The 13,689-nt window shown below is 36.9% G+C and carries 8 protein-coding genes; 5 read left to right on the top strand and 3 right to left on the bottom strand.

The window, feature by feature from the left end:
• Nucleotides 1-21: 21 nt before the first annotated feature.
• Both AC4CVH_RS08420 and AC4CVH_RS08425 read right to left on the bottom strand, forming a co-directional pair.
• Nucleotides 22-2,385, bottom strand: coding sequence for an endonuclease MutS2 (locus tag AC4CVH_RS08420; protein WP_490787312.1), 2,364 nt, complete (start codon nucleotides 2,383-2,385; stop codon nucleotides 22-24).
• A gap of 37 nt (nucleotides 2,386-2,422) precedes the next feature.
• Entirely contained in the window at nucleotides 2,423-4,765 is a 2,343-nt protein-coding gene (locus tag AC4CVH_RS08425) for a U32 family peptidase (protein WP_490787313.1), read from the bottom strand.
• Nucleotides 4,766-5,001: 236 nt separating this feature from the next.
• Between AC4CVH_RS08425 and AC4CVH_RS08430 the strand changes: the two genes are divergently transcribed.
• Nucleotides 5,002-5,799 (top strand): hypothetical protein, encoded by a 798-nt coding sequence (locus tag AC4CVH_RS08430; protein WP_490787314.1) that lies wholly within the window; start codon nucleotides 5,002-5,004, stop codon nucleotides 5,797-5,799.
• A gap of 255 nt (nucleotides 5,800-6,054) precedes the next feature.
• Here the strand turns inward: AC4CVH_RS08430 and AC4CVH_RS08435 are convergent, their stop codons facing one another.
• Nucleotides 6,055-7,521, bottom strand: coding sequence for a hypothetical protein (locus tag AC4CVH_RS08435; protein ID WP_490787315.1), 1,467 nt, complete (start codon nucleotides 7,519-7,521; stop codon nucleotides 6,055-6,057).
• 142 nt (nucleotides 7,522-7,663) lie between these two features.
• Here AC4CVH_RS08435 and AC4CVH_RS08440 point away from each other — a divergent pair, with 142 nt between their 5' ends.
• The 4 genes from AC4CVH_RS08440 (at nucleotide 7,664) to AC4CVH_RS08455 (ending at nucleotide 13,687) form a co-directional block, all read left to right on the top strand.
• Nucleotides 7,664-8,431, top strand: a complete 768-nt coding sequence (locus AC4CVH_RS08440; protein WP_490787316.1) for a hypothetical protein — start codon at nucleotides 7,664-7,666, stop codon at nucleotides 8,429-8,431.
• Between the two features lie 129 nt (nucleotides 8,432-8,560).
• Nucleotides 8,561-9,076 carry a DUF4489 domain-containing protein gene (locus AC4CVH_RS08445; protein WP_490787317.1) on the top strand — a complete coding sequence of 172 codons (516 nt, stop codon included), beginning with the start codon at nucleotides 8,561-8,563 and terminating at the stop codon, nucleotides 9,074-9,076.
• 222 nt (nucleotides 9,077-9,298) lie between these two features.
• Complete coding sequence (locus AC4CVH_RS08450; RefSeq protein WP_490787318.1) at nucleotides 9,299-12,388, top strand: DNRLRE domain-containing protein; 3,090 nt, start codon at nucleotides 9,299-9,301, stop codon at nucleotides 12,386-12,388.
• Between the two features lie 225 nt (nucleotides 12,389-12,613).
• Nucleotides 12,614-13,687, top strand: coding sequence for a glycosyltransferase (locus AC4CVH_RS08455; RefSeq protein WP_490787319.1), 1,074 nt, complete (start codon nucleotides 12,614-12,616; stop codon nucleotides 13,685-13,687).
• The last annotated feature ends 2 nt before the right edge of the window (nucleotides 13,688-13,689 follow it).

Raw genomic sequence — 13,689 nt, forward strand, 5'->3', positions numbered from 1 at the left:
TCCTCCCGATTCATAGAAAATTTACTTTAACTGGGCCACCGTGACTCCGGTGCCACCTTCACCATATTCACCAAGTCTGTAGCTTTTCACATGGGAATTGCGTTTCAGCATTTCATTTATGGAATTTCTGAGAATTCCAGTTCCCTTGCCATGTATTATAGTAACTTCTTTAAGTCCTCCCATATATGCATCATCAATATACTTGTCTGTAGTATAAACTGCTTCTATAGAATCCATGCCTCTTAAATCCACTGAGTTGGACACCGATTTCATATTAAGTTTGAGGGCTCTTTTTTCCGATTTTTTCTGTTTGCCTAAGGTTGCTTTTGGCATCTCAAGGTCTTTAATGTTCACATCTATTTTCATTATTCCCGCCTGAACCTTAAGCCCTCCTCTTGCATCCGGCTTTGTAAGCACAATTACATTTTGATTGAGCTGTGGTAAAAATACTTCTTCCCCACCTTCTACATTTTTAACCTGTCCTCTTCCAGTCTTATTTTTATGAGAATAAAGTTTGTTTTCGGCCTCCTCGAGTTTTTCACCAATACTTTTTCTCTGCATCTCAAGCTTCCTTCGTACATCACTTTTAAGTCCCGTCTCCTCGAGCTTTCTCATTTCCTTCAGTATTGTATCCGCCTCTTGTTTTGTATTTCTTATTATATTTCTTGCTTCTCTGCGTGCCTCTATAACGGCATTTTCCCTTGTATTCTGAAACTTTTTATATTTTTCTTCATATCTTTCTTTGAATTTTTCAGTTTCAATTTTAAGATTTCTGGCATCACGCATATACTTTTCCGCTTCAAGATTTTTATCTTGAAGATTCTGAATCAAATCTTCAAACTTCAATGCATCACTCGATATGTTCAATCTGGCATTTTCTATTACAAAATCAGGCAGACCGAGCCTTTTTGATATTTCAAATGCATTTGATTTTCCAGGTGCACCCACTATAAGTCTATAAGTTGGTCTTAAGGTTTTTATATCAAATTCAACCGAAGCATTCTCCACCCCTTCGGTTTTAAGTGCATACACTTTGAGTTCGCTGTAGTGAGTTGTTGCAACTATAGAAGCATTTCTTCTTTTCAATGTTTCAAGTATTGAAACCGCAAGTGCCGCTCCTTCTGTGGGATCAGTACCTGCCCCAAGTTCATCAAACAGTACAAGGGACTTCTCATCCGCTTTTTCAATTATATCCACTATATTGGTCATATGCGAGGAAAATGTAGATAAACTCTGTTCAATACTCTGTTCATCGCCTATATCCGCAAAAATCTCAGTGAAAAAACCTACCTGTGAATTTTGCGATGCAGGTATCATAAGTCCACTCAAAGCCATAATATGCAAAAGCCCGATTGTTTTCAGCGTAACGGTTTTTCCTCCCGTATTGGGACCTGTTATAACAAGCGATTTGAATTTATCTCCCATATGAAGATCCATTGGAACAGCTTTTTTTATCTCTATCAATGGATGCCTTCCCTGTATTATATTTACTATGCCGCTTTCGCTTATCTTTGGTATTGTACAATTGCCGTCTCCCGCAAACCTTGCCTTTGCAAATATAAAGTCAAGTTCCCACAGTATTCTGGAATTCACTTCAATCGCTGATATGTCATCATATATTTCACCCGACAATTCCGAAAGTATTCTATCTATTTCATTTTTCTCCTCAAGCATAAGCTGTTTTATTTCATTATTCAGATTTACAAGTCCCATAGGCTCTATATACAAAGTAGCCCCGCTTGAGCTTTGATCATGTACAAGTCCTGGAACATACGACTTGTATTCAGCCCTTACTGGAAGAACGTATCTTTCACCTCTCATTGTATAAAGGGAATCCTGCAGATATTTAGAATAGCCTCTTACAAGCGATCCAACCTTATCTCTTATAGAAGAATTTTTGTTTCTAAGGCTTCTTCTTATGTTATATAATTTTGAACTCGCTCTGTCAGAAACTTCATTTTCATTTTCTATGGATTCAAATATTTTCTTTTCCAGTGTTTTAAATTCCGTAATTCCGGAACATATATCCTCTATTATTCTAAACGGCTTTTCGTTTTCATCATGTTCAATATATTTTTTAAACCTTCTTGAAGAACGAAGCACAGCACCTATTCTTAAAATTTGAACAGGTGTAAGCACCGACCCTTTTTTTGCCATTGTTATTCCGACCCTTACGTCACAAACTCCTTCAAATGGTGGATTGCCTTTTATTATAAGCAATTTAAATGCCTCATCTGTTTCTTCCAGATGGTTTTCAGCTTCATATATATTTGAATATGGCTGCAGCATTTCTATTATATCCCTTGCTGCATCAGTATTGGCATATTCTTTTAAACTTCGTTTTACTTTATCAAATTCAAGAATTTTTAGAGATTTGTAATTCATATTGTTTAGCAAAGCCCCTTTCACAAACAAATATAATTTATTCTATTCCTTTTTTATAATGTCCCCTTGTAAATCCAGAAAAATCTCCGCTCCATTTTTCCATCAAAAATGCATCAATTATACTCTTGGTCTGCTCATACGTTTCATCTGTAAAATCTATTCTAAAACTATTCACTCCTGCATCTTTCAATTCTTCTATATTCGATAACAAATTTGTAGGTACACTATTATATATATAACACCTGCAAAACTCATCAACCTCTACGGGAAACCCCACATTTTTCCTATCAACAAGCAAATATTTACTGTCACTGCATGCACCTTTACATTCCTTCAATGAACTTTTTTCTCCAAACGTACTTCCTATAACACAATATTCACTAACCATAAGTTGGGCTCTTCCATATACAAGCATCTGAGATGGGTGTTTTTTATTTTTAAGCATCTTCTTTATTTCATTTTTACTTAGTTCCACACTTATACATGCCGAATCTATAAATGAGTCATAAAATTCAAGTGAGTTTTCATTTGTTATATTAAGCTTATAATCGCCTATAATATTCATGGTTCCTTTAAATTTATTTATTATTCCAAGATTTGATGTAATAATTCCCTGAATTCTATCAGAATTTTTTTGAATGTAACTGCATATGTACTCAAATTCACTTTTCACTATGTTTGGTACCACAATATACACTTTTTTGTTTTTTATATCTTCAAGGCTAAATTTACTTTTCTTCATAAATGGATTTATACATATAAACTCAAGCTTTGACTCAAGAACCGCCCTCAGCTGTTCCCTATTTGAAACCACTGCCATTTTGAAAGGTGCGCTGCTTATTTGACTATTAGCTTTGTCAATTTCAAATACATCCGCCGTTTCTCCTGCTGAAGTTTTATTCTTCTCCAATATGTATTTTTGAACACTTTCAAGAAGACTGCGCCTAATTGAATTCAACGCAGATATAGGAAGAAATCCTTCTTCAAAACATTCAAATTGTATATTTGAAAACACAAAAGGAGTCTTTCCCGTTTTGCAGAAACTTGATTTTATTCTAACTTTGTCAAGGGGCATCTTCATGGCTTTTTGCACAATATCGCCCTCTACAGTAAATTTTCTTCCAAGATATGAAGTTTCAACGATTATAGCTTTTCCTACCGTAAATTGAATTTTTAAATTCAATTCTATCTTCTTATTATAAGGATCATCATATATACTTTTAAGCTGCTTCATCTGTTCAACATCCGAAGTTTTATAAAGCATATCACCTTTTTTATAATTAGATGGAAAAAGATTTACCTTTTCCCCTATAAAGGCTTTTTTCATTTCTTTATTATGCTTTAATATCCTAAATACATTAAAACCACTTTTATCATTTCTAATTCCATCACCCAAGGATATGTCATCTTCAAGTATAATTTCCTTGTCATTTGAAACTCTACCTAACCTAATTCCCGTATTTTTGGGATACAAATAAGACATCATATCTCTTCCTGTATTTTTAAACAAATATGCCTTTGTGAACCCCTGCCTGTTAAAAAGCTTCATTAACCTTTTTTTACTTTCTTCCGTATTCTTGTATGATTTATATGAGTCAACAGCTTTTCTATACTCTAAAGTAACTCCTGCAGCATATTCAGGTTTTTTCATTCTTCCCTCAATTTTAAGTGAACAGGCACCACTTTCAATTATGTCCTTTATATTCTCAATGGTACACATGTCCTTTGGACTTAAAAGATATCCCCTCCTTGAAACTTTATCAGAATCCCTGACTATACTGTATGGAAGTCTGCAGGGCTGGGCACATCTTCCGCGGTTTCCGCTCCTGCCACCTATCATACTGCTCATAAGACATTGTCCAGAGTAACATACACAGAGAGCTCCGTGTATAAATATTTCTGTTTCAGCAGCAATATTGGTTGATATATACTTTATCTCTTCAAGAGAAAGTTCTCTTGAAAGAACAATCCTGTCAAAACCAATGGATTGAAGCATTAACGCTCCTTCCATGTTGTGCACCGTCATCTGAGTCGATGCATGAAGTTTTAAATCAGGCAAATATTTTTTGACACCATATGCAAATCCAATATCCTGGACTATAATTCCATCTACACCAGCTTCTTCTAAAAAGGCTGCATAGGAAAGTGCATCTTTAAATTCAGAATCTTTTATAACAGTGTTCACAGTTACATATACCTTTACAGCATATGTATGACAGTATACAACTGCAGACTTCATAGATTCATTATCAAAATTTCCAGCATATGCTCTTGCTGAAAATTTGTCTCCGCCAATATAAACTGCATCAGCTCCAGCTTGAACTGAAGCATACAAGCTTTCCATATTTCCTGCAGGCGACAGAAGTTCTATGTCTTTCATATTTTCATCTCCTTGCACAATATTTATTATATAGTAATACTTTGTATATTCAAAGATATATATTTTTTTTCAATAAAATTGTGACTAAATTTTACTAACTTATATATTATATATTAAAGAAGTTAAGGGGATTTCCTATTTTTCATTTAAAATACATTCTAAAAAAAATCACAACTAGAATGTTTAAGCATAATATATAATGTAAATATTGTATACTTCTTAAAAGGAGGAAAACTATGTCAATAAGCTTTAAAAAATTTGTACCTCGTCCCGGTCTTGTAAATAAACAAGGACATCTGCCGGATCCATCAGAACTGGTTTGCGTTGAGGTACCTAAAGTATTTGACCAATGCTTGATCAAAAGATGCATATTATATAAAAAAGGACCTGATACAAATAAAACTGATTGTGAACTTAGAAGCAACCCTTTAGAAAATCCTAAAATATATGTGGGATGCAGGGATTTTAAAATCACATTGAAATCCGTAGACCAAATTCCAATAAGAGGTGAAAAAGGATTCAAAAAATTAGTTATCTGCTATGTCATATCTTTCTATGCAGATTACATTGACTGCAATGCAGTAAACAAATGCGAATTTTTTGAAATAAACAGAAAAGATGTAATTGGGAAATTTTATTGTCCGGATTCACTATCCCAAATATGCGACAGCCATATAAACTCAGAAACATCCCAAAACTTCAATTCGAATGTGATAAAACTCGAAATGGTGGCAGATGCTCTACAGGGCAAATTAATTGAATGTGACAATTTGAACTTTCTAGACATAACTTTAGGCTATTATATTGTTGTAAAATGTGAAATAACAGTTCAACTGCTTATTCCTGCCTATAGTTACTGCCCTGTACCTAAGGAACCTTGTGCACCTGAACCTGAGGAAAATGTATGTGAAAAGTTCAAAAAATCGCCTGTACCTAAATTCTATCCTGACCAGCACTTAAAACCACTTTTCAATGACTCCGAACCTTGTTCAGACAGCAACGACGAAGACGATGATGAAGATGATTTCGACTAATTAAGTTTTGCAATTTTATACATCAACATAAGTAAATAATAAACCCACGAGTATATTTATTTTTAAATTAAAGCCGGAAATTCACCCATAATCTAGACATATTATAATTAAAGCATAACTAAGAAAACTATGTTAAAGATTAAGCCATAAATGTACATTAATTATCTTTCCATATATTTATATGTTTCCTGTCACTGTATACCTCTTTACACTATATATAATTCATCTCCAAACATGTGTATTGAGGTATATAATTTATTCTCTCTTTTTAAACAATTTTGTTACAAAAGACTGGTTTTTTTCAACTTCAAGTTGTTCCTTGAGTTTTGCATTTTCGTCCATGGCAGCTTTTAACTCTTCTGTAATGATCTTTATATATCTATTATTTTTATTTAAATTACTTTTTATATTGTTTATTGAAGCATTTTTCTTTGCAACCTGCCTTTTGGCTTCATCAAGTTCCTTCTGGATATTTTGCCTTACTTCCATAAAAAATTTTAGGTTTTCCTTTAATTTTTTTCTTTCGTCAAGCATTCTATCTATTTTTTCCTCATATTCCCTTTGAATCAATTTCTTTTTCTTCATATGTGAACTGAAAGACTCTATTTTTTCTTTTAATACATTGTTTTCATAACATATTTCTTTGAACTTTTCTTTTATTTCATCGATACTTTCTTCATCAGCCTTTATCTTCAAATTATCAGTTTCTTCTTTCTCAGGCAAGTTTTCAAAATGAGCCTTTGAAAGTTCCTTAAAATTGACTATATGAACCTTATCATCTTTTTTAGCATACACGATTTTGGGAATTTCATTATTGCCTCGACTCAAAAGATTAACCGTTTCAATATCAACCTCCTGTGGCTTCTTAAGTCTTAAAGGACCATCCCATTTTCCAAAGCTGTACTTTGAAAGAAATATATACTTTTTGTCATTCCAAGCAGAAAATAATTTATTATGAGCATAAATCATTATTGGATTCAGTGGTTCTTCTATACCTTTGTAAATTTCAAACTCTCTCATCTTCATATTGTTTCCAACAAGAACATGTTCAAGTGAATACACATTGCCATCTTTTAATTTATTAACAATATTGAATTCATAGGGCGTGTTTATAACTTGAAACATTATTTTATCTCCCTGAATTCCATATAATCTTCTTGCCGAGCTCCACTTATTCTGTCTATATGTCATATAATTAAAAGATTGTTCATTTCCTATATAGGATATAAAAAAAATATCTATATTCTTTTCCTCATCAATCTGTATTCTATAATTTACATAGACACTTTCGGACAATACTATATGCTGAATAGTACTCAGCTTTATTTCTTCTCCATTCCACAGACAATGTTTTAAAATTCCATGATTGCTTCCATCCATTTCACTCATTAAATAAAATATGTGCATTTTCCCCTGTAAAATTACAATTTTCAAATCTTCTATATTAAATTTATCTGCATTTATATCATATAGTTTTTCTCCAAACCATTTTTCTTCTTTCTGCGTACAATATCTAACTTCCTGTTTATTATTTATATATACAATATTAATCATTTCGTCCTGAAGGCATATTGAAAATTCAACTACATTCCTGTCAATAATCCTTTCGTCACCAAAAACACCATTATCACATATCTTATATACAAGTTCATATTTATCATTCAAATAAACCTTCAATATATTATCTTGCAGGTCAATTATCCAAGGACACTTATTCTTCATGATATATTCCTCCTTTCTACTTATATTCTATAAAATTATATTAAAATGTATTACACAAAATCACAATTGCAGAAACAAATCATAGAATGTAATGTAAGCATTGTATATCTATCTTAAGATAATATTAAAAGGAGGAGAATTTATGTCCATTAATTTCAATAAATTCGTACCGCATCCCGGTATTGTAAATAAACAGGGCTATTTGCCCGATCCTTCTGAATTAGTTTGCATTGAAGTACCTAAAGTATTTGATCAATGCTTAATCAAAAGGTGTCTTGTATACAGTGAAGGCCCGGACACAAAAAAAACAGATTGTGAATTAAGAAGCAATGCTCTTGACAATCCTAAAACTTACATCGGCAGCAGGGATTTTAATATAAATTTGACATCGGTAAACAAAGTACCCCTTTCAGGGAAAGATGGATTTAAAAAAATGAATATTTCCTATGTGATCTCTTTTTACGCAGATTATATAGATGAAAATAATGTAAACAAAACTGAATTTTTCGAAATTAGCAGGACAGATGTAATTGGAAAATTCTACTGTCCTGATTCAATTGCCGAAATTTCAGACACTTTTACACAAGATACTTCCTGCAAAAATGATTCAAATATAATAAAACTTGAAATGGTAGCACAGGCTCTTGACGGAACCCTTACAAAAGATTCAGCCGGCGACTGCGTGCTCGATATTATACTTGGATATTACATCGTAGTAAAATGTGAGCTTAAAGTTCAGCTTCTAATTCCATCCTACAACTATTGTCCTATTCCAAAAGAACCCTGCGATGAAGAACCTGAAGAAGATCCATGCGAAATATTCGAAAAAGCTCCTGTTCCTAAATTTTACCCTGATCAAAACCTTGAACCTTTATTTCCCGACTACGACGATGACTTCAACTATGATTAAACAAACAAAGCCTTTTTAGTTAAGTTAACCTTTGTCATCACTTTTTTTAACAAAATTCATATATTATATTAGAGACTCAATAATATATTCATTCAATCTGATTCATATAAATAAAGGAGGATTTGATTTATGAATTCAATGTCAAAATACTATAAAGATGATTGCGATCCCTGCAAAAGCGAAAGCAGTCAGAAAAAAAGCAATTGCCAGGCAATAGTAAAATGCGGCTGTCCCGGTACAGTCACAATACCTGCCGCAGCTGTAGCAGGCACTACATTTACAGTTTCCTCATTGACCTTAAATACTTCCGGTTTAAAAGATCCATGCGTAAAACTCGAATTTGCAAGTAACCTTATCGCTTCTGTTGCATTTACCGGTACAATAAACTTTCAAGTATTCAAACAGTGTGGAAATCAGCTGACTCCCGTGCCTGTTGGGCCTTCATGGTCTTTTAACCTAGTTGCATTACTTTCCAGCCAGACATTTTCATTCTTTACCTGCGATTGTGATTCTTGTTTTAACGATTGCTGCACTTATACCGTAGTTGCTACTGTAACTAGTGCTGTTACCGTAGGTACTCTCACAATCAACAATGCAACTCTTGGTGCAGTGGCTGCCTGCGGAAGTTCTTCATGCTCCTGCTAACTTAAACTTTTAAAACCCGGGATCTTGAATCCCGGGTAAATTATTCACCAAGAACTTTACATATTCATACATAAATAAATTTTAAAACCTCAAAATCCCAAATCTCATCTTCATACTCAAGTCATATATAAATGTACCCAATTTTATAACAAAATCATATATTATACTAGTGCATTTTCATATTGGCACTATGACAAAAGACAATAAAAGGAGAGATAAAATATGCCCTTTATACAGATCACTCCTAGTGATGACTCCTATATATTAAAATCCAATCCCAACATTAATTTTGGTACTTCAAGTCTATTGTTTACAGGATCATTCGTGGGACCAAATGATATATACAGGAGCCTGTTTAAATTTGATTTGTCTTCCATTCCACCAGGAAGCAATATCGTACAGGCATCACTAGAACTATTTGTCTACAGAAAAGATTCTCCTGATGCAGTATTGTCACCTCAAACTGTAAGTGTTTATACAAATTCAAGTGATTTTTCAGAAGATACAGTTACGTGGAATAATGCACCTGGATTAAACCCAACAATTTATTCTATTAATGTAACAGATGCAGATCTAGAAAACTTTATAAGCATTGATATAACAAATCTAGTATATGACTGGTTTAATAATATAACCACCAATAATGGAATAACATTGGTTGGAATAGAAAATTTCGCAAGTGCTGTACTAGGTTACTTTTCTAAAGAATGGCAAGTTGAATCTCAACGTCCATTCTTAAATGTTGAATATTCTTCCTCAACACCTACCGGCTGCACATGTGCCACTGGGGCAACAGGAGATACCGGAGCTACTGGTAATACTGGGGCTACTGGAAATACCGGAGCCACTGGCAATACCGGAGCTACCGGTAATACTGGAGCTACTGGAGCCACTGGTACAACAGGCGCTACTGGTGACACCGGTGCTACTGGAAACACTGGTGCTACAGGAAATACTGGGGCTACTGGCGACACTGGGGCTACTGGTAACACCGGAGCTACCGGAAATACTGGCGATACCGGAGCTATTGGCGATACCGGTGCTACTGGTCCTACTGGAGATACCGGCGCAACAGGCGATACTGGAAACACTGGGGCTACCGGAGATACTGGGGCTACTGGTGACACTGGGGCTACTGGCAATACTGGCGCTACTGGAGCTACCGGAAACACTGGAGATACCGGAAATACCGGGGCTACTGGTAACACTGGGTCTACTGGTGCAACAGGTAACACCGGAGCCACTGGAGCTACAGGAAATACTGGTGTTACTGGCGTAACTGGGGCCACCGGCGACGCTGGAGCTACCGGCGCTACTGGTGACATTGGGGCCACTGGAATCACTGGGGCTACTGGCAATACCGGAGCTACCGGTAACACTGGTGCAACAGGTGATACTGGAGATACTGGTCCTACTGGAGATACCGGCGCAACAGGCGATACAGGAGCCACTGGCGTAACTGGTGCTACTGGAGACACTGGAAGCACTGGAAGCACTGGTGATACCGGCAATACCGGGGCTACTGGAAACACCGGAGCTACCGGAAATACTGGCGCTACCGGAGCTATTGGCGATACCGGTGCTACTGGTCCTACTGGAGATACCGGCGCAACAGGCGATACTGGAAACACTGGGGCTACCGGAGATACTGGCGCTACTGGCGACACTGGGGCTACTGGCAATACCGGTGCTACTGGAAACACCGGCTCTACTGGTAACACTGGAGCTACTGGTAACACTGGGGCAACAGGTGATACTGGAGATACTGGGGCTACTGGCAATACCGGTGCTACTGGTAACACTGGGGCAACAGGTGATACTGGAGATACTGGTCCTACTGGAGATACCGGCGCTACAGGTGCTACCGGAGATACTGGCGCTACTGGTAATACCGGGGCTACTGGTAACACTGGCGCTACTGGCGACACTGGGGCCACTGGAATCACTGGAGCTACCGGAAACACCGGAGATACCGGAGCCACTGGAATCACTGGCGCTACTGGTGACACTGGGGCTACTGGAATCACTGGAGCTACTGGTAACACTGGGGCTACCGGAAATACTGGTGCTACCGGAAATACTGGAGCTACTGGAAGCACTGGAGCTACTGGTGACACTGGGGCTACTGGCGCAACAGGCGACACCGGAGCTACCGGAAACACCGGAGCCACTGGAAGCACTGGGGCTACTGGTGACACTGGGGCTACTGGCAATACTGGCGCTACTGGAGCTACCGGAAACACTGGAGATACCGGAAATACCGGGGCTACTGGTAACACTGGGTCTACTGGTGCAACAGGTAACACCGGAGCCACTGGAGCTACCGGTCCTATTGGAGATACCGGGGCAACAGGCCCTATCGGTGCCACTGGAGTAACAGGAAATACTGGTGTTACTGGCAACACCGGCGCAACTGGAGCTACCGGAGATACTGGTGCTACTGGAAGCACTGGAGCTACCGGAAACACCGGAGATACCGGAAATACTGGTGACACTGGAAGCACTGGCGCTACTGGTGACACTGGGGCTACTGGTAACACTGGAGCCACTGGAAATACTGGCGCTACCGGAGCTACTGGTACAACAGGCGCTACTGGAGCTACTGGCAACACTGGGGCAACCGGCCCTATTGGCGATACCGGTGCTACTGGTAATACTGGAGCTACTGGAATTACTGGCGCAACAGGGAACACTGGAGCTACTGGAAATACTGGCGCTACCGGAGCTACTGGTACAACAGGCGCTACTGGCGCTACTGGCAACACTGGGGCAACCGGCCCTATTGGCGATACCGGTGCTACTGGTAATACTGGAGCTACTGGAATTACTGGCGCAACAGGCGACACCGGAGCTACCGGTCCTATTGGTGACACAGGCCCTACCGGTCCTACTGGAGCAACCGGCGAACTGGCAGGAATTCAGATTCAGCTTGACGATTCCCAAGATGACACTGTTGACAATGGCAACCCAGTTTTATTTAACACAACTTTAAGCGATAATAGTCCCGATATTTCCTATAACCCTGTTAACGGAGAATTTACAATCTCTACAAACGGCGTCTACTATGTCAGTTGGTGGGTTTCAGAAAGCAGCGGTGGGGATTCAACAAGCATCTCCTTCAATATAGAAATAGACGGAACTGCCGGCCCATCTGCGTACTCTGAAATAACTTCCGGGCAAATCAGCGGCATCGCTATTGTGGTCGTTAGCGACGCTCCTTCAACCGTTTCACTGGTAAATCAGTCAGGAGATACTGTAACCTTTTCAGCAACCTCCGTTCAAGCCGGAATCACAATTATTCACACCGCTTAATCAAACCGAATGACAATAAATCTTCATTTGGAAAATGATTCATTTTTAGGTATTGTATGATCAGTATACAGACTGCTTTAATCAATATTAAATTTAAAAATACTGCTGATAAGATTATTCTTGTCAGCAGCTTTTTTATTTTATAAAAATATATTAGAAATTCAGCCTTCATCTTTTTTCATTGAATTCATATTATAATAGTATAAATCTTTGGAAGGTGAATATATGATAACTATTGCCTTATGCATGATAGTAAAAAATGAAGAAAAAACACTTGAGAGATGTCTCAAATCAGTAAAAAATATAGTCGATGAATTTATAATAGTAGATACCGGTTCCAGCGACGAAACCAAAAATATAGCAAAAAAATATACTGATAATATATATGACTTTAAATGGATTGATGATTTTTCAGCTGCAAGAAATTTCGCTTTTTCAAAAGCATCAAAAGATTACATTCTCTGGCTTGACGCTGACGATACAATATTACCCCAAGATGCAGAAAAATTTAAAAATCTAAAAAGTAACCTGGATCCTTCAGTCGATTCTGTAACAATGAAATATAATATAAGTTTTGACGAATATGGCAATGCTACAATGTCATACAGACGCAACCGACTGGTGAAAAGAGAAAAATACTTTAAATGGATAGGATTCGTTCATGAATATTTAGAAGTATATGGGAATATATTTAACAGCGACATAAGTGTAACCCACAAAAAAATAAATTATTCTCCAAAACGAAACCTGGAGATATTTCAGAATAAATTAAAAGAAGGAGTAAAATTTACTCCAAGGGATACATTATACTACGGAAATGAGCTATATGACCACCGCATGTTCAAAGAAGCCCTAAAATATTATAATAATTTTCTCGATTCAAAGCGTGGATGGTACGAGGACAATATAAATGTTTGTGGTAAAATTTGTGATTATTATCAATCCATTAATAATGAGGAACTATGCAGAAGATATGCTTTTAAAAGCTTTGAATACGCTATTCCAAGAGCTGAAATCTGTTGCAGACTCGGTTTTTCCTATTTAAAAGAAAATAAAATAAATGAAGCCACATTTTGGTATGAAACAGCTGCAAATTTAAAAAAGCCAAAAGAAAGCCTTGGCTTTTTTAATGATGCATGCTGGACATGGCTTCCACATCTTCAACTATGTGTATGTTATGATAAGCTTGGAAAACACAAGCTTGCATTTAAACACAATGAACTCGCTGCAACATTCAGACCAAACGATAAAAGAATACTTTTTAACAGAAACTATTTTAAAAAAATAGGAATAAATTGATT

The sequence above is a fragment of the Clostridium pabulibutyricum genome (genome assembly GCF_058242705.1).